The organism is Streptomyces sp. NPDC029164, assembly GCF_055563995.1.
On record NZ_JBVHWW010000046.1, the window covers coordinates 28,731 to 55,302 of the forward strand.

The 26,572-nt window shown below is 72.9% G+C and carries 22 protein-coding genes; 10 read left to right on the forward strand and 12 right to left on the reverse strand.

All coding sequences use genetic code 11. The annotated features are described in order from the left end of the window. Positions 1–203 precede the first annotated feature (203 nt). The 4 genes from ACZ4VT_RS33295 to ACZ4VT_RS33310 form a co-directional block, all read right to left on the reverse strand. Positions 204–719, reverse strand: a complete 516-nt coding sequence (locus tag ACZ4VT_RS33295) for a GtrA family protein (protein WP_467955138.1) — start codon at positions 717–719, stop codon at positions 204–206. A 297-nt stretch (positions 720–1,016) separates the two neighbouring features. Then, positions 1,017–1,400 carry a VOC family protein gene (locus ACZ4VT_RS33300; protein ID WP_467955139.1) on the reverse strand — a complete coding sequence of 128 codons (384 nt, stop codon included), beginning with the start codon at positions 1,398–1,400 and terminating at the stop codon, positions 1,017–1,019. Beyond that, a complete protein-coding gene (locus ACZ4VT_RS33305) occupies positions 1,369–3,678 on the reverse strand; it encodes an MMPL family transporter (protein ID WP_467955140.1) in 2,310 nt (769 codons plus the stop codon). Before ACZ4VT_RS33305 ends, ACZ4VT_RS33300 begins: the two co-directional genes overlap by 32 nt. Then, positions 3,666–5,399: a hypothetical protein gene (locus ACZ4VT_RS33310; protein ID WP_467955141.1), complete on the reverse strand. Its 1,734-nt coding sequence runs from the start codon at positions 5,397–5,399 to the stop codon at positions 3,666–3,668. The genes ACZ4VT_RS33305 and ACZ4VT_RS33310 overlap by 13 nt, the downstream gene beginning before the upstream one ends. 261 nt (positions 5,400–5,660) lie before the next feature. Between ACZ4VT_RS33310 and ACZ4VT_RS33315 the strand changes: the two genes are divergently transcribed. The 3 genes from ACZ4VT_RS33315 (at position 5,661) to ACZ4VT_RS33325 (ending at position 11,114) form a co-directional block, all read left to right on the forward strand. Continuing rightward, the gene (locus ACZ4VT_RS33315; protein WP_467955142.1) at positions 5,661–7,340 is read left to right on the forward strand and encodes a DUF885 domain-containing protein; all 1,680 of its coding nucleotides are present in this window, start codon (positions 5,661–5,663) and stop codon (positions 7,338–7,340) included. A gap of 250 nt (positions 7,341–7,590) precedes the next feature. Continuing rightward, positions 7,591–10,155: a molybdopterin-dependent oxidoreductase gene (locus ACZ4VT_RS33320; protein ID WP_467955143.1), complete on the forward strand. Its 2,565-nt coding sequence runs from the start codon at positions 7,591–7,593 to the stop codon at positions 10,153–10,155. Next, positions 10,152–11,114: an FAD binding domain-containing protein gene (locus tag ACZ4VT_RS33325; protein ID WP_467955144.1), complete on the forward strand. Its 963-nt coding sequence runs from the start codon at positions 10,152–10,154 to the stop codon at positions 11,112–11,114. The genes ACZ4VT_RS33320 and ACZ4VT_RS33325 overlap by 4 nt, the downstream gene beginning before the upstream one ends. 53 nt (positions 11,115–11,167) lie before the next feature. Here ACZ4VT_RS33325 and ACZ4VT_RS33330 read toward each other — a convergent pair whose 3' ends face one another. The 5 genes from ACZ4VT_RS33330 to ACZ4VT_RS33350 form a co-directional block, all read right to left on the reverse strand. After that, positions 11,168–12,370: an FAD-dependent oxidoreductase gene (locus tag ACZ4VT_RS33330; RefSeq protein ID WP_467955145.1), complete on the reverse strand. Its 1,203-nt coding sequence runs from the start codon at positions 12,368–12,370 to the stop codon at positions 11,168–11,170. A 53-nt stretch (positions 12,371–12,423) separates the two neighbouring features. After that, on the reverse strand, positions 12,424–13,854 hold the full coding sequence (locus ACZ4VT_RS33335) for a hypothetical protein (protein WP_467955146.1): 1,431 nt from the start codon (positions 13,852–13,854) through the stop codon (positions 12,424–12,426). An 83-nt stretch (positions 13,855–13,937) separates the two neighbouring features. Continuing rightward, on the reverse strand, positions 13,938–14,444 hold the full coding sequence (locus ACZ4VT_RS33340; protein WP_467955147.1) for a GNAT family N-acetyltransferase: 507 nt from the start codon (positions 14,442–14,444) through the stop codon (positions 13,938–13,940). A gap of 71 nt (positions 14,445–14,515) precedes the next feature. Beyond that, positions 14,516–15,271, reverse strand: coding sequence for a class I SAM-dependent methyltransferase (locus tag ACZ4VT_RS33345; RefSeq protein ID WP_467955148.1), 756 nt, complete (start codon positions 15,269–15,271; stop codon positions 14,516–14,518). Beyond that, entirely contained in the window at positions 15,259–15,816 is a 558-nt protein-coding gene (locus ACZ4VT_RS33350) for a MarR family winged helix-turn-helix transcriptional regulator (protein WP_467955149.1), read from the reverse strand. The genes ACZ4VT_RS33345 and ACZ4VT_RS33350 overlap by 13 nt, the downstream gene beginning before the upstream one ends. A 300-nt stretch (positions 15,817–16,116) precedes the next feature. Between ACZ4VT_RS33350 and ACZ4VT_RS33355 the strand changes: the two genes are divergently transcribed. The 5 genes from ACZ4VT_RS33355 (at position 16,117) to ACZ4VT_RS33375 (ending at position 20,109) form a co-directional block, all read left to right on the forward strand. Beyond that, on the forward strand, positions 16,117–16,563 hold the full coding sequence (locus tag ACZ4VT_RS33355) for an anthrone oxygenase family protein (RefSeq protein ID WP_467955150.1): 447 nt from the start codon (positions 16,117–16,119) through the stop codon (positions 16,561–16,563). A 202-nt stretch (positions 16,564–16,765) separates the two neighbouring features. Further along, positions 16,766–18,139, forward strand: a complete 1,374-nt coding sequence (locus ACZ4VT_RS33360) for an acyl-CoA synthetase (RefSeq protein WP_467955151.1) — start codon at positions 16,766–16,768, stop codon at positions 18,137–18,139. A gap of 155 nt (positions 18,140–18,294) precedes the next feature. After that, entirely contained in the window at positions 18,295–19,230 is a 936-nt protein-coding gene (locus ACZ4VT_RS33365) for a class I SAM-dependent methyltransferase (protein WP_467955152.1), read from the forward strand. Continuing rightward, positions 19,230–19,745: a hypothetical protein gene (locus ACZ4VT_RS33370; RefSeq protein ID WP_467955153.1), complete on the forward strand. Its 516-nt coding sequence runs from the start codon at positions 19,230–19,232 to the stop codon at positions 19,743–19,745. The genes ACZ4VT_RS33365 and ACZ4VT_RS33370 overlap by 1 nt, the downstream gene beginning before the upstream one ends. Positions 19,746–19,986: 241 nt before the next feature. Continuing rightward, a complete protein-coding gene (locus ACZ4VT_RS33375) occupies positions 19,987–20,109 on the forward strand; it encodes a hypothetical protein (protein WP_467955154.1) in 123 nt (40 codons plus the stop codon). Positions 20,110–20,122: 13 nt separating this feature from the next. Here the strand turns inward: ACZ4VT_RS33375 and ACZ4VT_RS33380 are convergent, their stop codons facing one another. Both ACZ4VT_RS33380 and ACZ4VT_RS33385 read right to left on the reverse strand, forming a co-directional pair. Continuing rightward, positions 20,123–20,692, reverse strand: a complete 570-nt coding sequence (locus tag ACZ4VT_RS33380) for an SMI1/KNR4 family protein (RefSeq protein WP_467955155.1) — start codon at positions 20,690–20,692, stop codon at positions 20,123–20,125. A 155-nt stretch (positions 20,693–20,847) separates the two neighbouring features. Beyond that, positions 20,848–21,861, reverse strand: coding sequence for an AraC family transcriptional regulator (locus ACZ4VT_RS33385; protein ID WP_467955156.1), 1,014 nt, complete (start codon positions 21,859–21,861; stop codon positions 20,848–20,850). A gap of 103 nt (positions 21,862–21,964) precedes the next feature. Between ACZ4VT_RS33385 and ACZ4VT_RS33390 the strand changes: the two genes are divergently transcribed. Both ACZ4VT_RS33390 and ACZ4VT_RS33395 read left to right on the forward strand, forming a co-directional pair. Then, positions 21,965–22,894 carry an MBL fold metallo-hydrolase gene (locus ACZ4VT_RS33390; protein WP_467955157.1) on the forward strand — a complete coding sequence of 310 codons (930 nt, stop codon included), beginning with the start codon at positions 21,965–21,967 and terminating at the stop codon, positions 22,892–22,894. Between the two features lie 54 nt (positions 22,895–22,948). After that, positions 22,949–23,758: a YqjF family protein gene (locus tag ACZ4VT_RS33395; protein WP_467955158.1), complete on the forward strand. Its 810-nt coding sequence runs from the start codon at positions 22,949–22,951 to the stop codon at positions 23,756–23,758. Positions 23,759–24,519: 761 nt separating this feature from the next. Here ACZ4VT_RS33395 and ACZ4VT_RS33400 read toward each other — a convergent pair. Then, positions 24,520–25,353: a hypothetical protein gene (locus tag ACZ4VT_RS33400; protein ID WP_467955159.1), complete on the reverse strand. Its 834-nt coding sequence runs from the start codon at positions 25,351–25,353 to the stop codon at positions 24,520–24,522. Positions 25,354–26,572: the final 1,219 nt, after the last annotated feature.

Here is a 26,572-nt window from a genome sequence, read left to right on the forward strand (position 1 = left end):
TATGCCTTCACATGGCTTGAATGGTGTGGTCGACGACTCGGTTCTGCCCGGCGGAACCGCTGAAATCCCCTTCCCGGGGGACGGTTACCGACTCAGGACGTGAAGGTCATCATTCCGCCCAACTGGCCATGCCCCGTCCACTCCGGCAATCGCCCCGTCCACCAGGACCCGAAGGAACGGCCGTGGCGGACCAGGCGGAACGGTCAGGCGGCGCGGCAGAGCGCCGCGGGGCCGGCCGGGGCCGCGGCGCGGGCCACGGTCGCGCGCACGGGGCGGACGGTGGCCGTGGTCTGCGAGCGGTTCCGGGCGAAGACGACGAGTCGCAGCACCGCGAACCGCGCGACACCGGCAAGTGCCGAGGCCGACAGGTAGACGATCTGCTCCAGCACCGCACCGGGCGCCGCCACCAGCTGCTGGAGGAGCACCATCGCCATGCAGGTCACCCCGTATGCGGCCGCCGCGGAGCCGGCCGACTGCGCATGCTGACGCCACGTCGCGCGCCCGCCCGCGCCGAAGGTGAAGCGGGCGTGCAGCTCGGTGGAGAGGAGCGTGGAGCCCGCGGTGATCAGGGCGTTGGCCAGGACCCAGGGGATCCAGGAGCCGAGTGAGGTCACGGCGAAGCTGGAGGCGAGCCCCGCCCCGCCGCCGCAGAGCACGAAGCGGGCGAAGGCGGCGAAGGCGCCGGGTGCCGCCTGCTGAGTGCTCCGCGCTGTCTCCATGATCCGACCCCTTCGATGACTTACCCCGCCCAGCGCGCACCCCTCGGCCTTCGAACCGAACGGAGCGCTCCTCGTGGCACCATGATGGCACATCATTGGCGCCACAGGGAGCCATATTCGGCGCCATCTGCATCGCCGACGGCGCCATGGCGCGCCGGGGCTCGCGAACGGGCAGGTCAGCGACTCGGTGGCTCCTTGGCTCAATGGCTCAACGTGCTTCGAGTCCAGGCAGACGGGGCGGTGCCACGGCGACGAGCGGATCCGAGCCCGACCGATCGCCCACCGGGCGGCACGGCGTCAGGAAGGCTCGATCGCCCGGTCGGACTCGCTGCGCAGAACGCAGAATTCGTTGCCTTCGGGGTCAGCGAGAACGGCCCAGCCCGAGCCATCCGCATTCCGGTGATCGGCGACGAACGTGGCACCGAGGCCCAGCAGTCGGTCCACCTCCTGATCGCGCGAGGTTTCGGGGCGCAGGCACAGATGGATCCGATTCTTGATCGTTTTCGTCTCGGGCACCTGGTTGAAGTACAGCACCGGGCCCTCCGTCAACAGCACTTCCGTCTCCCGGTCACCCGGCCGGGCGTCCGGAGGGAGCGGACGGCCTGTCACGCTGCTCCAGAAACGAGCCAGCTCGTAGGCATCCGCACAGTCAATCGCCACGTTCTGCAATACCGAGACCATGCGCGTGAGCCTTCCCGATCTCCACACCGAACGCCACCGAGTTGTGCTGAACATGCGCCCGCCGCGTGCGGAGGCGCAGGCGCAACGCCGGCGGGGCCCACCAGTTGGCGCCACGGAGCAGTGTCATCGTGGCCGGAACCAGCACGCACCGCACCAGCGTGGCGTCGACGACGACGGCAACGGTCAGCGCGATCGCCAGCTGTTTCATGACCAGCAGCTCGCCCGTGGCGAATCCGATGAAGACGACGCACATCAGCGCGGCCGAGGAGCTGATGATCCGGGCGGAGCGCTGCACACCGACCTCGACCGCGAGGTCGTTGTCCACCCCGTAGTCGTGGAGTTCCTGAATCCGGGAGAGCAGGAACACCTCGTAGTCCATCGACAGGCCGAAGGCCAGCGCGAACACCACGACGGGGAGCCAGTAGCCCAGTCCGCCCAGCGTGTGCACCCCGAACAGACCGGCGCCCCAGCCGTCCTGGAAGACGAGGACCAGAGCGCCGAACGACGCGCCGAGCGACAGGGTGTTCATCGCGATCGCCTTGAGCGGGAGCAGCACCGACCCCGTCATCAGCAGCAGGAAGAGGAAGGTGGTCGCCGCGATCAGGGCGGCGGCCCGAGGCGCGTGGTCGACGACCTCGGCCCTGAAGTCGATGTCGAGGGCGCTGCGTCCAGTGACCCAGACGGGGAAGTCGGCCGGGCGATCCGCCCGGACGCGCTGGACGAGCCGGTCGGCGGGCCCGCCCTCGGAGTCGGCCCGCGGCACCATACGGACGAGCGAGACTCCGGGGCCCGCAGCCGTGGCCGCGCCCACCACCTCGACGTCCGGGCCGCCCGCGAAGCGGCCCGCCCACTGCTGAAGCCGGGCCGGGTCGGTACGGGCCACGATCACCACCGCGTCGGCGCGGTGCTGAGGAAACCGCTCCGCCACGATGTCGGCATAGCGCCGCGCCTCCGCCGCGGGCGGGAGCTGCTGCTCCCCGACCGGGCTCACCAGGTGGACGCGGAGGAACGGCGTCGCGCACGCGAGCAGCAGCACCCCGACGCCGACGGCGGCCGGAAGCGCGTGCCGGCGGGTCCAGCGGGCCAGCCGGGCGAACGCGCCGTAGCCAGTACCGGTGCCACGGGCGACGGCGCAGGCGTCGATCCGCTTCGGGAAGGCCGCCAACAGCGCCGGGGTCAGGGTCAGCGCGGCGGCGAGGGAGAGGGCGACGGTCCCTGCCGCGGCGAGGCCGATCGCCGCGTAGAAGTCGCTCGGGAAGGCGGCCAGCCCGCAGAGCGCGGCCGCGACGACGAGCGCGGCGAACCGGACCGCACGCCCTGCGGTGGCCATCGTCCGCACCACCGACTCCGCGACGTCGTGCCCCGCGGCCCGCTCCTCCCTGAACCGCCCCACCGTCACCAGCGAATAGTCGATGGCCAGGGCCAGCCCCACCATGGTGGTCGTCGAGAGTACGGGCGAGGTGAGGTCGTACCAGCGCGACAGGACCAGCAGCCAGAGCATCCCCGCGCCGACCGTGCACACGGCCGCCAACACCGGTACGGAGGCCGCCACCAGGCCGCCGAAGAGTACGTACACCACAGCCAAGGTCACCGGCAGGGTGATCAGCTCGCTGCGCCGGGTGTCGGCCAGCGACCGTTGCGCCACGGCGCGCCGCGCGCGATCGCTGCCGCCGAGGGTCACCTCGACGCCGGGCACGGAGCGGGCGATGTCCCGCAGACGGGATTCGACCGCCGTCTCGGCCTTCTGCCGTACGCCATCGGGGAGTCCGCGGCCCAGCCGCACCGACATCAGGGCGGCTTTACCGTCGGTGGAAACGGTGGAAACGGTGGAGCCGGCGGATCCGGAGGGAGTGGCTGGAGCAGTGGGGGCTGCGGGGGTCGTCACCGCGACCACGCCGGGGACCGCGGACAGGTCACGCTTCGCGGCCACCAACTCGCGCTGGAACCGGGGATCGGCCACCGGCATGCCCGCCACGACCGCGTCGATCTGCCCTTCGAAGGACCGGACGCCGTCCAACAGGCGGTTTCCCCGGACCGACTCGTGCGGGGCCACGCTCCAGGGCTGCCGGTCCAGCCGGTCCACCACCGGTCCCACCGCGGCCAGCCCGGCACCCAGGAGCAGCAGCCACAGGAGCAGGACGATCCGGTGGTGGCGGACGCAAGCCAGAGCGAGGCGGCCCGCCACCGACGTGTCCGCGTCCGCGTCCGTGTCCCTACCCCCGCCCCCGCCCCCGCCCGTGTCCGCGGGGCGGGGCGGAACCTCCGTCAGTCTGCGCATCGGTGGGCTCCAAGGCGGTACGCGGAACCGATCGTGACCTCGCCCGGCCGCGTCACCGTCAGGCGGGTCAGTCCGCCGCGCGCGGGTGCCAGGCACGCGCGCCCGCCCGCGTCCGCGCCCTCGACCCGGAGCCACGGCGAATAGGCGAGCCGTAGCGTCACGGTTCCGGGCGCCGGCATCCGTACGACGATCTCGGCGGCGTCGGAGCGCACCACCGACGCGGGCGGATCCACCAGCGCCACCGGGTCCTCGACCCGGTAGATCCGCCAGTGCTCGTCCCGCCACACCGGCTCCAGGTACGCGGGCCCGCTCGTCACCAGCGCGTGTTCACGCTCCGAGGCGGCGTCCAGCGGGCCGTCGTGCAGGACGACGAAGCCCACCGCCCAGTGGTCGAGCCAGGCACGGTACGCGTCCGCCGTGAACGTCCCTCCGGGCACGCCCGCCCCGTCGTACCCGTCGTAGAACAGCGGTCCGCGCTCGACGTCGGCCTGCCGGTTCCAGCCGCGCGCCAGGGTGACGGACGGCGCCAGCACGGCCGCCTCCCGATGACTGCGCGCCATGGCAACCTCCACCCTGGAGCGGTCCGCTCCCAGCCGTTCGAGGGCGTGCGCGACACCGGCGGTCTCCGCGGCCCACCGGGGGACCTTCGCCGTGTCCCTGACGTGGGCCGCCGTATTTCCTCCCACCCACGTGACGGCCAGGACGAGACCGAGGACGAGCGAGGCCCGTCGCGCCCTCCCGAGCCACCGGAGGGGCCCGCCCGCCGCGTTGGCGTGGACGTGCCCCGCCATCGCGGCGGCGAGCAGCACCGGAGGCGCCGCGAGATGGGCGAGCCGCTCGACATTCGTCCCGACCGGCGAGGGGACCAGATAGGCCAGACCGACCGTCACGGCGTACACCGCCGCGGCCGAACGCGGCAGCGGCCAGGAGCGCGGGGCCGCCAGGGCGACGCATGCGGCCATGAACAGTGGGGGCCAGATCCGCACCAGGCCCATGGGCTGTAGACCGTGGAAGGGGAACAGCCAGGCCGTCAGGCCGAGTACGGCCACAGGGGACACCAGCAACGCGACTGCGGCTGCGGCCGCGGTTGCCGCGCTCGCCGCCGACGCACGGCGGGACGTCAGCAGACGGGCCGTGCCCACGATCGCGAGGAACAGTCCGGCGACGGGGCTGGCCATCGTCGCCGGCAGCGCCCAGCCGGCCACGACCGCGCCACGGCGCCCGCTCACGAGCGCGAGTACCGCCGCGAGTCCGAAGGCCACGCCCAGGAGGAAGGTGGTGCGCCCGGAGGCAGCCTGGCACCAGAGCATGAGGGCCGCCAGCAGGGCCGGCCACAGGGCCCGGGCCACGCCGCAGCGGACACAGATCCGCCCCACCAGCCAGGTGGACGCGAGGCCGCTCGCCAGCGTCACGGGGACCACCCCGAAGACCGCCATCACATAGGGCGAGATCAGGCTGTACGAACCGGTGTGCAGCCCGCCGTGCCACGAGAGGTTGTAGACGGCACCGGGGTGGCGTGCGACGAACCCCGCCCACGCCTCCTGCGCCGCGAGATCCCCACCACCGGTCGCGAGGGCCGTGGCCCACCAGGCGTAGAGCGGGAGCACGGCTCCCGTGGCGATCAGCGGCACACGATGACGCCGGTGCCACGGCTCGCGGACGGGCGCGGCCTCCGGACCGCGCGGTGTGACCGGGAGCGGGGAGAGTTCGACTGAGGCCACGGGCCGGGCTCCGTTCGGCTGCTCTGGCGGCTGCCGGGTCACATGATCGTCGATGCCCCGCGCGCTCGGCCGACGGCGCGCCCACGCGGCTCTGACGATCTGCCTCCGCACGGGGCCGAACCGGCCTGGGCACCGGTACCGGCGGCGCTGTCGCGGAGCAGGCGACCACGCCGGGCCCCCCCCGGCTCAGGGACGGTCCGATACCGGTCATCCTGCCGAGTGGCGGGACTGGGCGCTGTGCGGGCAGGGCAGGCAGTACGGGTGCTGAAGCAACCGGACGCCCTGCCCCGTCGGATCTCCGACGCCTACGTCGACGCCCTGGTCGAGCTCGATCCGATCCTCGGCACCTCCCTGGGGGTGCCCGGCGCCTCGGGCGCGCTGCCCGACTTCTCCCCGGACGGCCGGCAGGCCGTCGCCGAGCTCGCGCGCTCGACCCTTGCGCAGCTCGCGGCGGTCGCGCGGGCGCCGGGTGCGGACAGCGAGGCGGAGCGACGGTGCGCGACTCTGCTGAAGGAGAGGCTCGGGGCGGAGCTGGCGCAGTTCGAGGCCGGTGAGCACCTGCGCGCGGTCGACAACCTCTCCTCCCCGCTGCACCAGGTGCGCAAGGTGTTCTCGCTGATGCCGGTGGCGACGGAAGAGGACTGGCGGGTCATCGCGCGGCGCCTGAACGCGGTGCCCGCCGCCCTGGCCGGCTACCGGGCTTCGCTCGGGGTGGGGGCTGGGCAAGGGCTGCGGGCAGCGCCCCGTCAAGCGACCGAGAACATCGCGCAGTTGAAGGAGTGGCTGGAGACCGGTGGCTTCGGCCGGCTGGCCGCCGATGCCCCCGAGGGCGGCCTGCGGACCGAGGTCGAGGCGGCGGCACGGGTGGCGACGGGGGCGGTCGCCGAGCTGCGCGACTGGTTCGCCCAGGTGTACGCCGGGCTGGTCGACGGCCAGCCGGACGCGGTGGGCGGCGAACGCTACGCCCGGTTCTCCCGTATGTACACCGGTGCCGAGGTCGATCCGGACGAGGCGTACGGGTACGGCTGGTCGGAGTTCCACCGGCTGCTCGCCGAGATGCGGGTGGAGGCCGCGCGGATCCGGCCCGGGGTGGAGGACCCGTGGGAGGTGCTGGCCTGGCTTGACCACCACGGGCGCGCCGTCGAGGGGGCGGAGGAGACGCGGCTGTGGCTGCAGAGGTTCATGGACGAGGCGGTCGGTGCGCTGGACGGGACGTACTTCGACCTGGCCGAGCCGGTCCGGAGGGTGGAGTCCCGGATCGCGCCGCCGGGCGGCGCGGCGGCCCCGTACTACACCCAGCCCTCGGTGGACTTCTCCCGTCCGGGCCGCACCTGGCTGCCGACGCTCGGCCGGACCCGCTTTCCCACGCACCACCTGGTGTCCACCTGGTACCACGAGGGGGTGCCGGGCCACCACCTCCAGCTGGCGCACTGGGCGGTCGTCGCCGGATCCCTCTCCCACTACCAGACGAAGGTCGGCAAGATCAGCGCCACCACTGAGGGCTGGGCGCTGTACGCGGAACGGCTCATGGACGAACTGGGCTTCTACACCGAGCCGCAGAACCGGCTCGGGCATCTCGACGCCCAGATGATGCGGGCGCTGCGGGTCGTGGTCGACCTCGGGATGCACCTGCGGCTCGAAATTCCGGCGCACTCGCCGTTCGCCGCCGGCCGGCGCTGGACCCCGGCCCTGGCCCGGGAGTTCCTCGGCCGCTACTCCGGCCGCCCGCCCGCGTACCTCGACAGCGAGATCGTCCGCTACCTGGGCCGGCCGGCGCAGGCGATCACGTACAAGCTGGGCGAACGGGCCTGGCTGCAGGGCCGGGAGACGGCCCGAGCCCGCCAGGGCGCGGCGTTCGAACTCAAGCGGTGGCACATGTCCGCACTGTCGCTCGGCTCCCTGGGGCTCGACGACCTGAGGGAGGAGCTCGGCCGACTCTGAGCACCCGGGTGGCCGGGGCCCGCTCGGCTCAAGTCTGCCGTTTGTGCCTGAGCAGCGGTTCGGACATGCCGTGGTCGGGGGAGTGACACGCCCGCCGGACAACAGGGGCTCGGCCGACAGGATCCGAACGGGACGGCCTGAGCCGGGTGCGTGCCGACCTGCGGCGACACCGGGAGCGGTATATCAAGGAGCGTGAAGGTGAGCGCGAGGCCCGACGGGCGCCCACCCCCACGGCTGAGGAGTACGTCTCGTGGAGTTCGAGGTCAATGGCGCCCGGCGCGCAGTGGACGTGGACGACGACCCGACCGCCGTGGAGGTGGTGCGGGACCGGCTTGGTCTGACCGGCACCAAGCTGGTCTGCGCGGGCGGGGTGTGCGGGGCCTGCACCATCCAGGTCGACGGCGAGCCCCGGGTGTCCTGCCTGACGCCGGCCGTGGTGCTCGCCGGCCGACGGGTGACGACGGTGGAGGGCCTGGCGGACCACCCGGTGGCGCGTGCCTTCGCCGGCGAGGACGGCCTCCAGTGCGGCTACTGCACCCCGGGGTTCGTCGTCGGGGCGGCGGCGTTCTTCGAGCGGTGGCGGGACACGCACGGCCGCACCCGTCCGGGGCGCGAGCAGATCGCGGACGCGCTGGCCGGCCACCTGTGCCGCTGCGGCGCGTACGAGGGGATCTTCAGGGCGGTCGCCGGGGCCTGCGCAGGCGACTACGACACGGCGCCGACCGACGGGGAAGCGCCGAGGGTCCCGCGCGCCGAGGCCCCGGAGAAGACCGCCGGATCGGCCCGGTACACCACGGACGTGCGCCCCGACGGGCTCCTGGAGGGGGTGATCATCCGCTCGCCGCACGCGCACGCCCACGTACGCTCCCTGGAGGCCGGAGACCTGCCGCTGGTGCCGATGCTGCCTCCCGACGGCGTGGTGCGGTACGTCGGGCAGCCGGTGGCCGCGGTCGCGGCGCCGGACCGGGCCTCCGCGCGGGCGGCCGCGGCGCGGGTCACGGTGGACTACGAGGTGCTGCCGGCGGCCCTGGACGCACGCCAGGCCCGGGCCGGCGAGGGCCCGCTGGTCTACGAGGACAAGGCGGCGCGCAAGCGGGCGCCGGGGTCCGGTGAGTCTCCCCAGCTGGTGCCCGCCCGCTGGCGCGGGAACCTGCGGGGCCCGTCCGCCATGAGCAAGCGCCCCGCCACCGCCGTCCGCCGCATCACCGAGGCCCGGAGCCGGAACCCCGAGCGGGTGGTGGAGGGCGTGTTCACCACCGCGGCACAGACCCATACCCCGCTCGAACCACACGCCTGCCTGGCCCAGTGGGTCGACGGCGCCCTCCATCTGGAGGTGTCCACGCAATCGATCAAGCGCACCGCCGAACTCGCCGCCGAACGCTTCGGCGTGCCCGTCGAACAGGTCGTCGCGCGGGCCGTCCACGTAGGCGGCGGATTCGGCTGCAAGATGGGCCTGACCTCCGACGTCATCGCCGCCGTGGAGCTGGCCCGGCTGCACGGCGCCCCGGTCCGCGTGGTGCTCGACAGGGACGAGGAGCTCACCGACGGCGGATACCGGCCCGGCACCCGGATCCACCTGGCGATGGTCGCGGACGCGTCCGGCGACCTGAGCGCGCTGGCCATGGACGCGGACACCGACGGCGGGGTCTCGGTCGGCGGCTCCGTGGCGGCACTGGCCCGGTTCATGTACGGCAAGGCACCGCGGCGGCTCCGCGACTTCGACACCCTCACCCACCGGCCTCCGGGCGCCCCCTTCCGCGGCCCGGGCGGACCCACCATGTGCTGGGCCCTGGAGCAGGCCGTCGACGAGATGGCCCACCGCCTCGGCCAGGACCCGATCGCCCTGCGCCGCCGCTGGGACGGCAACCCCAAACGGCACGCCCTGTACGACTGGGCCGCCGCCCTCCCCGTCTGGTCGGGCCCCCGCGGCGGCACCGGACGGTTCCGCCGCGGCGTCGGCGTCGCGGCGGCCAACTGGCTCTACTTCCTCGATCCCGTCACCGAGGTCGAACTCACCGTCGAGAACGGGACCGTCATCGCCCGCTGCGCCGTGCAGGACATGGGGACGGGCTCACGGACCGTGCTGCGCCGGGCCGTTGCCGAGGGCCTCGGCGTACCGGAGGGCAGGGTGCGCGCCGAAGTCGGCCGGAGCGACGCCGTGCACGGTCCCACCTCCGGCGGCAGCCGCACCACGCCCTCCATCGTGCCCGCCGCCCTGGACGCCGCCGCGCGGCTGCGCGACGCGCTCGGCGGAGGCGACATCGCCGCCCGGCTCGACGCGGCACACGGCGTACAGGTCACCGGCCGGCGCCCCCGCGACCGCCGCGGCTACGTCACCCCCTTCACCCTGGGCGGCATCGCCATCGGCCGCGGCTTCACCGGATCGGTGCAGGTCGCCGAGGTCGAGGTGGACACCCGGCTCGGCCGGATCCGCCCGCTGCGCGTCTGGAGCGGCATCGCCGCCGGCCGCGTCCACGAGGACCGGCTGGCCCGCAGCCAGTGCGAGGGCGCCGTCGTCCAGGGCATCGGCTACGCCCTCTACGAGGAACGCCGCACCGACCCGGCCACCGGCCGGGTACTGACCGAGAACCTGGAGGACTACCGCATCCCCGGGATCGGCGACACCCCCGAGATCACCATCCACTTCCACCAGGAAGGCTTCGACCACGTCCCCGGCGGCGGTGTCGGGCTCGGCGAGATCTCGACCCTGCCCACCGCCGCCTGCCTGGCCAACGCGGTCCACGACGCCACCGGCTGGCGCCCGTACGACATGCCCATCCGCCCCGACCGGCTCCTGGAAGGACTGGCCACGTGAGCACCGAGTCCGCCCTCACCGACCTGTCGGCCGCCGTCCTGGCCCGCGGCGGGGAGCTGCGCGCCGGCGGCACCGACACCACCGCCCGCCGGCGCAGCGGCGTCTCTCCCGGACCGTTCACCGACCTCGGCGCCGCCGAGCACCTGCGCGGCTGCACGGCGCTCCCCGGCGGCGGGCTGCGGATCGGCGCCCTGACCACCCTCGCCGCTCTGGCCGCCGATCCGCAGGTGCTCGGCGGCTGGCCGGCCCTCGCGGCGGCGGCCGGGACCGCGGCCACCCCGCAGGTCCGCGCCGCCGGCACCCTGGGCGGCAACCTGCTGCAGCGCAACCGCTGCTGGTACTACCGCAACCCGCACATCAGCTGCCTCCAGAAGGGCGGCACCGACTGCCCCGCACGCCAGGGCGACCACCACTTCGGCGTGGTCAGCGGCGACGGCCTGTGCGTCGCCCCGCACCCGTCCACCCTCGCGATGGCCCTGCTCACCTACGGCGCCGAGGTCGAGATCCACGGCGAATCCCCGCGCGGCGTCGCCGACTTGTACGGAGACGGCGACCGACTCTTCCAGGCCGACCACCTGCTGCCGCCGGAGCGCATCCTCACCGCGGTCCACCTGCCCGCGCCCTGGCCAGGCGAACGCGCCGCCTGCCACCGGGCCATCAGCCGGGCCCACGCGGAATGGCCCCTGGTCGAAGCCACCGCGCGGCTCGCGCTCGACGGCGCCACCATCACGCACGCGGCCGTCGCCGCGGGCGGGGTGGCGCGCGTCCCGCTGCGGCTGACGGAGGTCGAGGCCGCGCTGATCGGCCGCGAGGCCACCGCCGAGGTCCTCGCGGCGGCCGCCGCGACGGTGCTCGGCCGGTGCCGACCGCTGCCGCAGACCGGGTACAAGGCCGAGCTGTTCAGGGGCACCGTCCTGGAAGCCCTGGAACGGGCCGCCGGCTCGGCTGCCGCCAACTAGCCGACCGACGGGGCGCGTCCCCCGGCCGGGACGTCCGCTCTGGCGGGACGTTGTCATCGGGGGAGGCGGAACCCGTTGAAGAGGTCGTCCATGCCGCGCAGGGCGAGGCGGGTGGGGATGGCGCGGATCGCGAGGTCGCGGGCGACCACGGCGAGGGGGTTGCGGAGGGCGCCCAGACGGCCGACGCGGCGGGCACGGACGCGGACGGCGTTGGTGCGGTTGCGGCGGGCGGCGGTGTAGGCGGCGAGGGCCGCCGGGACGGGGTCCGCACGGTCGGGGCCGTCCGCGGAGTTGGTGTGCCCGGTGGGGAGCAGGTGGGCGAGGACGGCCGCGTCCTCGATGGCCTGGCAGCCGCCCTGGCCGAGGTTGGGCGTCATGGCGTGGGCGGCGTCGCCCAGCCAGACGATCCGGCCGTGGTGCAGGCGGGGGAGCGGCGCGGCCAGGTCGTAGAGGTCGTTGCGGAGGATGTCGGCGGGATCGAGGCGCTCGATGCGGTCGAGGAGGGCGGGGATCGGATCGTGCCACGAGCCGAAGCGGTGCCGGAGTTCGGTGCGGCGGTCGGGGTCGGCGGGCAGGGTGCCGGCCGGGACGCGGGCGGTGGCGTAGAGGTAGAGGCGGCCGTCGGTGAGCGGGGTGACGCCGAACCGCCGGCTGTGCCCCCAGGTCTCGCTCATGGCCTCGATGCGCAGGTCCGGGGCGTCGAGGAGGGTCCGCCAGGCGCACTCGCCGGTGTAGCGCAGGCCGGGGTGGGCCGGGAAGTGGGCACGGCGCAGGGGGCTGTTGATGCCGTCGGCGGCTATGACGAGATCGGCGGTGAGATCCGGCCCGGCCGCGGTACGGACGGTGGGGCGGCCTGTCGCGTCGTCGACGGCGGTCACCTGGGTGCCGTAGCGAAGGGCTTGGGGTGGCAGCGCGGCGGCGAGGGCGGCGGTGAAGGCCGGGCGGGGCACGGCGATCGGCGGTATGCCGTAGCGGGCCGCCATGTCCGCGGTGCCGGTCCGGGTGAGCCACCGGCCGTCGAAGCGGCGCAGGCCCATCGTTTCGGGTACGGCCGTGCCGGCGGCGTGGGCGGCGTCGATCCCGAGGGCGTCCAGGGCGCGCAGGGCATTGGGGGCGAGGCCGATACCGGCGCCCGTGGTGGGCGGTTGCGGGACGCGCTCGCAGACGGTGACGCGCCAGCCGCGGCGGTGCAGGGCGACGGCGGCGGTGAGGCCGCCGATTCCGGCGCCGACCACGACCGCGTGACGTTTCGGCATGGAGGACCACTCCCGTTCGGTTCGGGCACGCACCCGCTGCCGCCGCTCAGCCCTCACTCTACTTTCGTGGAGTGAGGGTGTGTCCCGTGTGTGGCGAGCTGGTCGCGCAACCTGCGGGCCTGTCTGAGGAGTGGGGACGAGCCCGGCCGCTGCGCGAGCGCGGTGACCTCGGGCAGGTCACCGCCCGCTCCCGCATCGCGGGCCGTATCCGCGGCGATGGCGAGGAGCGCGGCGTGGGCCTGGGGGCGGGTGGAGGCAAGGAGGCCGGGGAGCGCGGTGGCCAGGACCGGCCAGAGGGCGGGGGCTGTCCGCGGCAGGGCCGCGGCGGCCCGCAGTGACCCGGTCAGCAGGGGTACCTTCAGGGTGCCCAGCTGTACGAGCTCGGCGAGGTCGCGGCCCAGCACGGCTCCGTCCAGCTGCCCTCTCGCGCCGAGTTGGTCCAGCGCCCGTACGGCGGCATCGCGGTCCGCGTCGGGGACGGAGGCGAGCCCGTAGGCGAGAGCCAGGTGTACCGCGGGTCCCGCCGGGCCGTCGGCCGCGGCCAGCGCGGTAAGGAACGCGGGGGCTCCACGGCCGTTCTGGTCGGCGGCCGACGCGACACCGGTCAGCAGCCGGGCAGCGGCTATGTCCGGATGCCAGGGCAGGGCCGCCACCGTGTGCGCGTCCCGCCCGTCCGGCAGCGACGCGTGCGCACAGCCGATGTGCGGCTCGAAGGGGCGGAACAGCGACCAGAATCGCCGGGGGAACGCACCCCGGCCCTCGATCGCCTCGTGTCCGACCAGGATCCTGCGACCGATCCGCGCTCCCCGGCGCCTGCTGGGCGGCTCGGCCGCGCCGGCTTCGCGCTCACGCTGCCGGCCGGGGTGGAGCAGACCGCCCCGGCGCAGCCAGGCGGCCACCCGGGGCGCTTCCTCCAGTTCCAGTCCTTCCGCGGCGGACACCACCTCGGGATCGGCCGGCCCGCCGCCGCAGCGCAGCAGGGCCTGTCCGAGATCGGCCGGACCGGGCCGGATGCCGAGGCGTGCGTATGCGGCGAGGCGGTCGACCAGGTGGTGAGGTTCCACCGCGCCACTCGCCCTGCTCGGCACGGACAGCAGGAACGGGAGGTGGTCACCGGCCCGCAGCCGTGCGCCCGTCTCGACGATGCGTGCCCCCGTGACGTAGTCGAGCGCCACGTGCTGGCACAGCTCCAGCCACCCCGCCCCGGCGCTTTCCCAGCGCTCGGCAGCTTGTACGGGGCCCACCGCGGCGCCGACGATGCCGGCGAGCTGCCGCACGCGGGGGTGCGCCGCCACCGTGGACCCGCGCGGGACGGACCCGAGGACGGCGGCCAGCGTCTCACGGTCCCGGTGGCCGTGACGGACAACGGCGTTGAGCACCCGTTCGTACGCAGCCACGCCCGGGTCGTCACGCCCGTTCAGTACGGCCGCGGCCTCCTCGGCGAGCTCGCCCGGTGACGGTGCGGCGCATTCCCCCTCGATCATGTGGATCAGGCTAGACCCTGCCACTGACAAGGCCCTGCCGCACGGCCTGTCCGAGGTGCTCCGGAGCGGGTTTCGACCTGTGCCTACGGAGTGTCGGCAGGGGTGTTCAAGGGGAGCACACCGACGCGTTCGTCACCGGAATACTCGCCGGTGGGCTGGAAGCCGAGCCCGAGGTAGAAGGGTTCGGGGCTGCCCTGGCCGGTGTTCCAGGTGACGTAGGCCGCGTCCGTACCGCGGGCGCGGATCTCCTCACAGGCCGCGTGGATGGCGAAGCGGCCGTAGCCCTTGCCCTGGTGACCGGCGTGGATGTTCAGGCGCCAGATGCCGCTGCGGTGGTCGGTGGGGTCGGTGGCCGGGTCCCAGGCGATGTCGAGGAAGGCCATGATGAAGCCGACGACCTCCTCGCCGTCGACGATGGCGCGCGGCCAGGCGCAGGCGTGGACGTAGGCCTCGGCGAGGGACTTGACCACGGGGGAGACCAGGTGGGTCTGATCGGGACGCACCTGTATCGCACAGACGGCGTCGAAGTTCTCGGCGGTGACGGGTTCGAGGCACAGGGGGCGCGCTGTTGGGGTGATCGCGGCGGACATGGCACCAGCCTAGGGGGTGTCCGTGCGGTGCCGTTCGCCTCGGCCCGCCCTCGCCTCCCCCTTCCGCCGTTCTAGGGTTTGCGGCCGTGCAGGACGCGCAGGCCTCGCTCGCCGATGGTGTCGTGGCTGATCTCCAGCCCGGCGCCGCGGCATTGGGCGGTCAGCCAGGCGGCGTCGATCCGCAGTTTGGGATAGCTGCTGCTACGCATGGACCACTCGCCGCCGGTGCGGGTGTGGAGCAGGTCGTGGACCATCACGGTGTCCTGGTCGACGTACTCCAGGAAGCAGGTCAGCAGCCGGTTCTCGTCGCTGCGTACGGGCAGGAAGCGGTCGGTGCCCCGCAGCGGGTGGCTGAGGTCGCGGTAGGTGATGACCAGGTGGCCGCCGGGTGCGAGCGCGGTGTGGACGTCGTCGAGGAGGGCGCTCACGTCGCTGAGGGCGGACAGGTGGGTGAGGGTGTCTCCCATGCAGAGCACCGCGGCCGCTGTCGCCGGGGCGGTGATGCGGGGCAGTACGGTGCGCAGGTCGGCGTTGAGCGGGCGGATCGGGGTGTCCTCGCCTGCGTGCAGGGCGAGTTCGGCCAGGAGTTTCCTGCTGGTGTCGACGGCGGTGACGGGGCCGAAACCGAGGCGGGCCAGGGCCAGGGACTGCGCGCCCGGCCCGCAGCCGAGGTCGACGGCATGGAGTGCGGACCCCTGGCCGGGCAGCACGCCCAGGCTGCGTAGCAGCGCGGTTTGGCCCTCGGCGACGGCGGCGATGTCCCCGCCGAGCATCCAGGTGTACTGATCGGCGAGGAGGCCCTCGTAGTGGTCGGTCACGGTTGCCATGGGAACTCCCCTTGGGCGCCGAGGTCTGCTTGCCTCGCCGCCGATGCTCGTGTGGTGTGGGCGGGCGTGGCGGTGCGGACCCAGGTGGCGAGGTCGGCGAGGTGGATGTCGGCGCGCGCGGCGTCGAGTTCGGCGCCCAGGGCGGTCCGGTAGGTGGACGTGGCGGCGGTGTACCGTTCGCGGCCGGCGCTGGTGATGACGGCGGTGACCGCCCGGCCGTCGCCGTCGCCGGGGGCTCGTCCGGCCAGGCCCTGGGCCTCGAGGCGGGCGACGAGCCGAGTCACCGAGCTGTCCTTCATCCCGATCCGCGCGGCGAGTTCACCCATCCGCAGGCCGTCCTCGCTTTCGGGGCGGCTCAGTGCGCACATGGCCCGGTACTCGGACAGTGGCAGGCGGTGGTCTTGCTGCAGTACCTCGTCGAGGCGGCGTTCCATCAGGCCCAGCAGCCGTACCGCCGTGCACCAGCGGTCGTCCTCGGCGTCATCGGCGGGCACGGGCTCGGAGGCCGGCTGCACGGTTGTCGGGGGTGTCGGGGTCACGTCCACATGGGCAAGGTATCTGCTTGCTCATACAACAATCAAGAAATGTGGTGTGGTGACTAAAGATTCGCTCAAGGGTCGGTTGGAATCCGGTAGGAGAGCGAGCGGGTGGTGTCACGATCGGGCGCATTCGTGTTCGGGGCGTAGCGCACTCGCGTACCCGCCGACCGATGGAAACGAGGACGCACTCTCATGAGTACAAGCCCCCCGCCGGTCACACCGCCCCCACCCCCTCCGGCGCGGGCCGGAGGCGGGGGCCGGGTCGCCGTCGTCCTGTTGACCGTCTCGACGGTGTTGGTGGGGCTGATGGCAGGACTGTTCTTCGCGTTCGACGTTTCGGTCATGCCGGGGCTGGCGGCCGGGGACGATCGGACCTACGTCACCGCGATGCGGGCCTTCAACGCGGCCATCGACGGCAACCCGCTCTTCGGCATGGCGTTCGTGCTGGCGTTGCTCGTGGCTGTGGGCTCGGCGGTGGCCGAGTTCCGAGCCGGCCGGCGTACCACCGCCCTGTGGGCGGGAGCGGCCGCCGCGGCCTATCTCGTGGTGCTGGTGATGACGTTCGCGGTGAACATCCCCCTCAACAACGAGCTCGTGCGCGGGGGTGACGTCGCGCAGATGACCGACTTCGCGATCGTGGAGAGGTTCAAGTCGACCTGGGTCGCCACGAACATCGTCCGTACGGTGCTGTGTACGGCGGCCTTGCTCGCCCTGGCCCGCGCTCTGGTCCTGCACGGCCGCGCCACCCGCTGAGTGCCCCGGCCGTCCATGTGTCCATCTGTCCATCTGTCCGTCTGTCGGCTCCGGCCGCGGACGGAGCCGGAACGCGTCGTGCCGCGGCCGGCGGCCGTCCCTTGAACGGTCAAGTCCCGCTGATCGCGCGGTCCGGTGGCCCGTGCCGTCCCACGTAGGCTGGCCGGACCAGCCGCATCCATCGCCGATCGGAGTCGCCGCCATGCTGACCGCTCTCACCGGTGCCTACGGGGACCGCGCGGACGCCGTCACCGTCGCCGGCCGTACCGCTTCCTACGAGGAGATCCTCGGCGCTGCCCGCGCGGTCGCCGCCGACCTCTCCGGCACCCATCCGCCCGCGTTCGCCGTGACCGCGACGGCCTCCCTGGAAACGGTCGCCGCCGTGGTCGGCGGACTCCTCGCCGGCATCCCGTGCGTACCTCTGCCGCCCGACGCGGGCCCCGCCGAGCGCGGGCACATCCTGCGCGATTCCGGGGCCCGCCTCATCGAGGTCGACTTCGCCCGCCGCTCCACCACCACCCCCACCCCGGCCGCGACCTCCGTGGTGCGGGGCCCGGACGATCCCGCGCTGATCCTCTACACCTCCGGTACCACCGGCGCCCCCAAGGGCGTGGTCCTCAGCAGTGCCGCGATCACCGCCGATCTGGATGCCCTGGCCGAGGCCTGGCAGTGGAGTGCCGCCGACACCCTCGTTCACGGACTGCCCCTGTTCCACGTCCACGGCCTGGTCCTCGGGGTCCTGGGTGCCCTGCGCACCGGCAGCCGCCTCGTGCACACCGGCCGCCCCACCCCCCAGGCCTACGCCGAGGCCGGCGGCAGTCTGTACTTCGGCGTGCCCACCGTCTGGTCCCGCATCGCCGCCGATCCGCAGGCCGCTGCGGCTCTGTCGGGGGCCCGGCTGCTGGTGTCGGGCAGTGCGGCCCTGCCCGCGCCGGTCTTCCGTGACCTGGAGCGTCTGAGCGGACACCGCATCGTCGAGCGGTACGGGATGACCGAGACCCTGATCACCGTCAGCGGCCGGGCGGGCGGCCGCCCGAGTCCCGGTACGGTCGGCACCCCCCTGCCCGGCATCGCCACGCGTATCGCCGCGGAGGACGGGGCCGAGATCGGTGAGCTCCAGCTCACCGGGCCCACCCTGTTCTCCGGCTACCTGGGTCGGCCCGAGGCCACTGCCGCCGCCTACACCGAGGACGGCTGGTTCCGTACCGGTGACATCGCCGCCGTCGACGACGGTGACGGCGTGCACCGCATCGTGGGCCGGGCCTCCACCGACATGATCAAGTCGGGCGGGTACCGGATCGGCGCGGGTGAGATCGAGAACGCCCTCCTGGACCACCCCCGCGTCAGTGAGGCGGCCGTGGTCGGCGTCCCGGACTCGGACCTCGGCCAGCGCATCGTCGCCTTCGTCGTCGCCCAGCAGGTCACCGGCGCCGAGCTCACCGACTTCGTCGCGGCCCACCTGTCGGTGCACAAACGCCCGCGCGAGGTCCGTTTCGTCACCGCCATCCCCCGCAATGCCATGGGCAAGCCACAGAAGCGGCTCCTGCTGAGCGAGGACGGCAAGCCCCGGCCCTGACCCCGCGACACGCGACCCCATCCCGACCCCACCCCACCCCACCCCACCTGCGGGTCGCCGCGGCCGTGTGAGTCATCCGCGGGCGGCCCGCGTAGCAGCGGGGGTGGGTGGGTGACTGGTGGGGCGGTGCGGGGGAGGCCGTAGGGTTCCGCCTCGTGCACCGATTCGAGATATCCGATCTGATCACGGCGGTGGATCCCCACACCGGCCACCGGCTTCCCGTCCGGCGTGACGAGGTGATCGGCCGACTGCGCGCCAACGGTGACGACCACGCCGCCAAGATCGTCGCCGGGCTGTCCGCCGGCCAGGACGGCGTTCTGGACCCCCAGGCCGTGGACCGTCTCCTCATCAGCGTGCACACCGAGCTCCAGCGGCTGAGCGAGGAGCTCCGGATCGGCGAACGCCTGCTGCACCTGCTCGACCCGCTCTTCAGCGCGATCCGGGCGACCGGCTCCCAGAGCGGCCCGTACCGGCTGGTCGATGTCGGCTGTGGCCTCGGGTACCTCATCCGATGGCTGGCGGCCACCAGCGCGCTGGGCCCGGACGTGGAGCTGGTCGGCGTCGACCTCGACGCCGCGCTGGTCGGCGAAGCGGAGCAGCTCGCCCGTGCGGAGGGGCTGGACTGCCGTTTCGTCCACGGCAACGCCTTCGACCTGCCGCAGGCGGCGACCGTCTACGTCTCCACCGGAGTGCTGCACCACTTCCGCGGCCCCGCCCTGGCCGAGTTCTTCCGGGCGCAGGCCGCCTCACCGGCGCAGGCCTTCTGTCACTTCGACATCGCCGCGACCCGCCTCGCACCGATCGGTGCCTGGATCTTCCACCGTGCCCGGATGCGCCACCCGCTCGGCCGCCACGACGGGGTCGTCTCCGCAGAGCGCGCGCACAGCGACGAGACACTCCTGTCCGCGGCCGCCGCGCCCGGTATCCGGCCGCTGCTGTACGAGCCGCGCGGCGCGGCGAACCCGTTCTGCACCACACTGCGCCCGATCATCGGAGTGCGCCCGCATCTGGAGGCGCCGCTGCGCCGGGCCATGGGGCGGTCCGCACGCCGACTGGTCGGCCCCGAGCAGCTCGCCGAGGCCGCCCGATGATGACCGCCATACCCGTCGCACTCCTCTTCCTGGGTCTGCTCGACGCGACGTTCAGCGGCTTCCGCGCCTACGCCGGCCGCGATGCCCGCATCCGCAAACACCGGGCAACCGCCCGCGCCGCCCTGCGCGGGCTGGCGGTCGGTGCCGTCCTGCTGCTCGCCCCCGTGCTGACCGCGAGCATCGTGCTGCTGTCCGCACCTGACCGGGCCCGGACCTACGACAGCCTGAGCGCCGGGGGCCTCGGCTACCTGATCCCGCTGACCGCCTACGCCGCCGCGGTACTGCTCTCCCTCGCTGCCTACTTCCTCCTGCCGTTCCGCGCCAGCACCCTCGCGATGGTCATCGGCCTGGGCCCCCTGACCCTGCTGCGGCCGCTCGCACTGGCCGTGGCCTGCGCCGGCGCGTTCGTGGGCGGGGGCGGATGGCCCGCCCTGCTGGTCGGTACGGTCGCGGGCGCGGCCGTGCTGTGCGTGGAGCCGATGGTGCACCGGCGCTGGTACCAGCACGTGCTGTGACACCAGGGCTCCCGCCGTCCCCGAAGCCCGAAGGACCCCGATCCCCGCCCGCGGGGCGGAACGGGCTCGGCTGCCCATCGGCCCGTACCTCCCACCGGGCGGCCGGCTTCTGCGCGTCGACCCGGCCAGGGCGGTCCGGGCTTTCACCGATCGAGGACAACTTCGACTCCAGCCCCCGCCGAAGCACGAAGGGCGCGGCTTCCTGCCGGGCGGGCCGGCTCGCGATCGGCCGCGCGCCCTGATGGGGGCCGCCCGCGAGATCACGGAGTCAGGCACCTTCAGCTTCGGCGCCCAGGCCCTGCCCTACGCCGACGCCAATGCCCTCCTCGTCTGCGACGACACGGTGAACACGAGCGAGTCGTAGAGCCGTCGTTCGCTCAGAAGGCTTCGACGTGGCGCCGTACCGACGGCAGCCCCCACGGTTCCAAGGCTCCGCTGATCAGGTCGGCGAGGAACTGAACTGCGCCTCCGGTGTAGTGCCACCAGCCGCCGTTGCGTGAGGCCACGGTGACAGTCCACGCGTCGGGACCAGACGCTGCGGTGTTCCAGAGGAAGTAGTCGCCCTGGTTCGACGTGGCCCAGGGGAGCAGGCCCCCAGGCACGGGAAAGGGGTGCAGAGGAAGGGAAAGCTCTGCGTCCGCACACCACTCAGCGAGGATCTCAAGATCTTCGGGGTCCTCTGACCATGCCTGCTCCTGCCCGGGGTTCGGGAAGCCGACGCAAAGGAAGTCCCCGAAGGCCAAGGACGGGTAGGTGTTGGCCAGCAGCTTGTAGTCGGCGGGCAGCTTCGTGGTCAGGCATTCCTCGACCCGTGCCCAAGCGATGCCGGCCGGAGCCGTACGCCGAAGGAGGGCAAGGCCGGGGACGGCCTGCTCCAAAGCGGCGACCGCGGAGGCCGGATCAGTCAGTCGCTGACGAGGTACCTGAGTGCCGATGAGAGCGTCCACCGGGACAGCGTGCCAGAGCGCGGAGCACGAGCCTCCACTGCCTCCTCTCTCCACCACCGAGAACGCCGTGAGCAACGTCATCCTCTGGCGTTCGGGCGGAGACGTTGCGGCCGTGGCGTGCGGATGCGGCGGAGCCGATCGGGGCCGGGGGAGCCTCAGCTTCCGGCACCCGCCCTTGCCCCGACTCCGGGACGGGGCACCCCGGCCACCGTCTCCGGGCCCGCTTCCGGCCGGGCCTGGGCACGGTAGCGGCCGGGTGTGGTGCCGAACTCCCGGCTGAACGCGTGCGAGAGGGCGTACGGGCTGCCGTACCCGACCCGTCGCGCCACCGCCGCCAGCGGCTCCTCGCCCTCGCGCAGTGCCGCCGCGGCCAGGTTCAGCCGCCACCAGGTCAGGTACGCCATCGGGGGCCGGCCCACCAGGGAAGTGAAACGCCGGGCCAGGGTGGGCCGGGAGACCCCGGCCTGCGCCGCCAGCCGCTCGTTGCTCCACGGCGCCGCCGGGTCCGCGTGCAGAGCCCGTAGCGCGGCGGCCGCCACCGGATCACCCAGCACCGCCGGCCAAGTCCCGGTCCCGCCCTCCGCCACCCACGACCGGATCATGTAGACGAGCAACAGGTCGAGCAGGCCGGTCACCGCGATGCCGGCGCCGGGCCGCTGCTCGCCCAGCTCACGGCCCAGCAGGTCGATGGCGGACCGCAGTTCGGGCCGAGCCCCGGCCCCCGCGGGCAGATGCACGACCCGCGGCAGCTCCGCCAGCAGCGGATGCACCCGGCTGCGGTCGAGCCGGTACTTGCCACACAGCATCTCCACCGCCCCACCACCAGCCGTCTCATCCCGTACGCCGGCCACCCCCGGCGCGCTCGCCGTCGCAAGCACCCCGTCCCACTCCTCGAACGACACCGCCCGCTCGACTTCCCGCGCAGCGGCCGGGCGGTCGGCGATCACATGGCCCGTACCGTACGGCAGCAGCACCGCGTCCCCCGCTCCCAGCGACACCGGCGCACCACCCCCGTCGGGCAGCAGCCAGCAGCTCCCCTCCAGCACGATGTGGAACCCGGCGCCGTCGTACGCATCCAGGCGCGTGCACCAACTGCCGTTCACCCGCACCCGCTGCGACGAAGGCCGCCCGATCCGTACGGTCGAGATCGCATCGCTCACCACATCCATCCGGCCACGCTATCGGGCGGCCGCCCCACATGAGACGCCCGCGTATCGGTGTGAGCCGGGCGGGCATTGAGGAGCTCACCGGCGGGTTCGTAGGGTCCAGGACATGACGAATGAGAGCAGTCAGCCGATACGGCTGGGCGAGGTCGAGGTCATCCGGGTCCGCGAGTGGCAGGGATTCTTCGCCTCCCCCGGCGCCCTCGTGCCGGACGCCGCCGGACTGTGGCAGGACAACAAGGGCTGGCTGGCGCCGGACCACTGGCAGCCGGAACAGGACCAGGCGGTGCTGGCCCTGCAGACCTGGGTGCTGCGCAGCGCCGGACAGACCATCCTGATCGACACCGGCGTCGGCAACGGCCGCGAACGCCCCCACGCACCCCATTTCCACCACTGGCAGACCGACTTCCTGGGCGCCTTGGCGCAGGCCGGTGTCCACCCGGACGACGTCGACATCGTCGTCAACACCCACATCCACGCCGATCACGTCGGCTGGAACACCCACGACGTCGGCGGAGAGTGGGTCCCGACCTTCCCACGCGCCCGCTACCTCATCCCCGCGGCGGACGATTTCCACTTTGGGCCGGCCAACTCCCACGGAAGGGACCGCAATCCGGACGACCGCCTCGTGTACGAAGACAGCATCGCGCCCGTCCACCGGGCCGGTCAGGCCGTGCTGTGGGACGGTACCCACCGCATCGACGAACACCTCACCCTGGAGTCGGCCCCCGGCCACACTCCTGGCTCCTGCGTCCTGCGCCTGGCCTCCGAAGGCGAGCGGGCCGTCTTCGTCGGCGACCTCCTCCACAGCCCGGTACAGATCGTCCAGCCCTCCTGCAACAGCTGCTTCTGCCTGGACCCCGTACAGGCGGCGGCCAGCCGCCACCGCGTCCTGCAACGAGCCGCGGCCGAGCGGGAACTGCTCGTCCCCGCCCACTTCGCCGGCCCCGGCGCCCTCAACATCCGCACCGACGCGGACGCCGGCACGTACGCCCCCGCAGACTGGGCCCCTTGGCCCGCCACCCACAACACGAGATGACGCCATCCGTCCGCCCCAGCCTGCGGTCGCCATCTCGTCCGGGATACTGGTGCGATGCCGCACACGCCGCCCGCCGTGCCGTCCGGACCTGTGTCTCCTGAGCCTGTGACGGCTGATCCGCCTCACCGTGTGGGCCGGCCGCTGCTGACGCAGTCCTGGCTTGATGTGACCTTTGTGCACTGGGCTGTCGATCCCGCCGAGGTCGCGCCGTTGCTGCCCGGCGGCACGGAACCGGACACGCTGGACGGGGTCACCTATGTCGGGCTGGTTGCGTTTCGGATGGACCGGATCGGATGGTTCGGCCTGCCCGGTATCCCTTACCTGGGATCGTTCCCGGAGACCAACGTCCGCCTCTACTCGGTGGACGCCCATGGCCGGCGTGGTGTGGTCTTCCGTTCTCTTGACGCTTCTCGGCTGCTTCCGGTGGCCGTCGCGCGTGCCGCTTTTCGTCTGCCGTACGTGTGGTCGCGGATGGCGGTGCGCCATGACGGTTCGACGCTCACCTACAGCAGCACCCGGCGTCGGCCCGGGCGGCGGGGCGCGCGCAGTGCGATCACGGTGCGGACCGGTGAACCGATAGCGGAGCCGACGCCCCTCGAGCACTTCCTGACGGCCCGCTGGGGCATGCACAGTGATTTCTTCGGCCGGCTGCTGTATCTGCCGAACACCCATCCGCGCTGGCCGTTGCACCGTGCCGAGCTTGTCGCCTGTGACGAGGACCTGGTGGCCGCGGCAGGCCTGCCGGCGCAGGCGGGCCCGCCCGTGAGCGTGCTGTACTCCCCAGGATTCCCCGTGGGCTTCACCCGCCCGCCGCGCCCTCGTGCCGACACCAGCCCCACCGCTTGGCCGTCGGCGCGTCGGTAGGCCGTTCTGGTGGTGCGCCTTGTTGAACAGGTGTTCTTGGTGGGTGAGTTCGTGGTCGAGGGGCTCCTGGACGGTGCCGGGGGTGGTGTCCGGGTGCTGGGATCGATTCTCTGATGTGATCGCCCGGTTGTACGGCAGTGGGAACCTGCGGTGACCGGGAAGTACTGGCAGGCCCAGTGGCCGGTCCCGGCCGGTTCCGGCGTGCGGGAGGGTGGGCCAGTGCTGTGGGGGTGCTGCTGTGGTTCGTCGTCGCCTCTGCCTGCGGTCGCCGCGTTACCGTCCCGGCCGGGTTGCTTGGCGCGCCCCGCGCCATACCGTCCGGCGGTGTCCTCCCGATTTCGCCTGCATGGTGTGAGTGCCCGGCCCGGCCCGGCCCGGCCCGGTCGAGTCGGGTGGGTGGGTCGGGAGCAGGCGTGCTGGTGGTGCAGTCTCGGAGGCTGGCGCCGTTGCGTCGCACTGCTGCCCGGGTGCAGATCACTCGGTGCGGGGGGTGTAAGGGCGGGCTGGTCGGTTGTGGCGGCCGAATGTGCGGCATGGTGTCAGGTCTGTGCTGTGTGCTGGGTGATGTTCTTGTTGGCGTTGGCGTTGGCGGGTTGCGCGTCGCGCAGTCGTTGTTTGGGTGACTGTTGCGGGAGGTTTCTGGGTGGGTTTAGCGGCCGGGGGCGGCGGTGCCGGGCACCATCCCCGGCTGGCCGGCCGGCTTGGGGGGTGTCGGGCACGGGGGTGGTGCCCGGTTGTGGTGGGGCCGGCCGGCATAGGGGTTAGGGGTGTTGTGGTTGGGGTTGGTTGGTGGTGGTGGGGGTGTAGTACACGGATCGTCCTTGCTTGGTGCGTTCGAGGATGCCGCGGGCGACGCCTTGTTCGAGGGTGTTGCGGATGACTGTTGCCTGTACTTTGCGTTCGGGGTGTGTGGTGGTGAGGGTGTCGGTGACTTCGGCGGCGGAGCGGGGTTCGGTCTGTCCGGCGATGGCGGCGGTGACGAGGTCGAGCCAGGAGGGGCCGCTGGTTTCCTTCTTCGTTTGGGTCCTTTCGGTGGCCTTGCGGGCGCGCGGGGTTTTGACGGCCGCGGTCTCCTTGGGGTCTGTGGTCTTCTTCGTGTCCGGGGTGGCGTTGCGCGCGGCGGGCACCGCGGCACTCTTGACACCCGGCTTCGCACCGGACGGGGTGCCGGCCTTCGCACCGGACGGGGCGTCGGTCTTCGTACCGGACGGGGCGTCGGTCTTCGTACCGGACGTTGTGCCGGTCTTCGTACCGGCCTTGGTGTCGGGCGTGGTGCCGGTCTTTGCGCCCGGCTTCGTGCCGGGCTTGGTGTTGGGCGTGGTGCCGGTCTTCGTGCCCGGCTTCGTGCCCGGCTTTGTACCGGGCTTGGTGTTGGGGTTGGTGGTTTGTGTCGGTGTGGGCTTCATCGGGATGCCCAGGGCTTCCTGCATTTTGAGCAGGACCTTTTCGCCTTCTGCCAGTTGGTCGAGTTCTTGTTGCAGTCGTTGCAGTTCGGTCCGTGTCTGTTCCTGCGCGGTCTGGTTTGCTGACAGGTCGCCGGCGATCTGCTGGGCGTAATCGTCCTGGACGCGTGTGATGTTGGTGGCCGTGGTCATGGGTTCCTCAGTCTCTGCCGTGAGGGACGTGTGTGACGCGATGGTACGCATCCACTTGTACCCGTGACCCCGGATCACCTACCAGGCGTCGATCGACAGCGTTCCCGCGGACGGCCGTGCCGACCGTGTGCTATGCACCGGTCAACTCACACACCCCGACACGGAGTCGAGCTGCCACACGGCCACCAGGCCACCCACGCCCGCCCTTTGGCATGCAGCCGGCTGGAACTCCGGCCCGCCCGAGAACCCGGCATCCAAGAAACCGAGATGCCCGAGAGACCCGAGAACCCGAGAGACCCGAGAGGCCCTCGAGGGGAGGTGGGCCGTGGCCACACTTGACGGCCACACCCCTCCGCCGCCGAAACGGTGGAGCATGCGACGGCGGGGGCTACTCCTGCGGGGGCGCGGAGCCTGGGCGCCACACCTCGGAAGGCGCCACATCTCGGGTGGCGCCGCACCTCGGACGGTGCCGCACCCCGGATGGCGCCGCACCCCTGGAGGCGCCGCACCTTGGATGGCGTCGCGCCTCGGAGGGTGCCGCGCCTCGGAGGGTGCCGCACCCCGGTTGGCGCCGCACTTCGGAAGGTGTCGCACCTCGGAGGGCGCCGCACCTCGGAAGGTGTCGCGCCCCGGATGGCGCCGCGCCCGGGAGGCGCTGCACCCTTGGGCGCCACACCCCCGGACGGTGCCGCACCCCCGGATGGCGCCGCCCCCCCCGGAGCGCCGCGCCTCGGAGGGTGTCGCGCCTTGGTTGGCGCCGCACCGGGAGGCGCCGCGCCCCCGCGCTGCATCCCCGGACGGTGCTGCACCCGCGGGAGGATGCGCTTTGGGAGGTGCTGGGTCCCGGGTGGTGCTGTGGTGGGCTCGGGAGGCAGTCTTCACCCCACCCCGGCCACCCCCCCTTTTCCTTCAATGTCGAGGCGATCCGGATACTTCGCCCGGTTTGTGAAGGGGTACGGGTGGTGACAGGTGGTGAGGTTGGGGTGTTTTGGGGGTGACTCGTCCCATAGGGTGCACGTCACATACGAAGGGGCCTAGTAGCTTTCCGAGGGGCCCATCGCGGGCTCTCATGCCGTTTCCGCTTGCGTGGACATCCCGTCTCCAGATGTCGGGTCGGGGGTCTTGGCTGCGAGGTGGGCTAGTAGGCGGGGTCTTTGCCAGGGCGCCACGTCGTCGGTAGAACTGGATGAGTCGCCGGGCGGCACGGGTGTTTCACCCG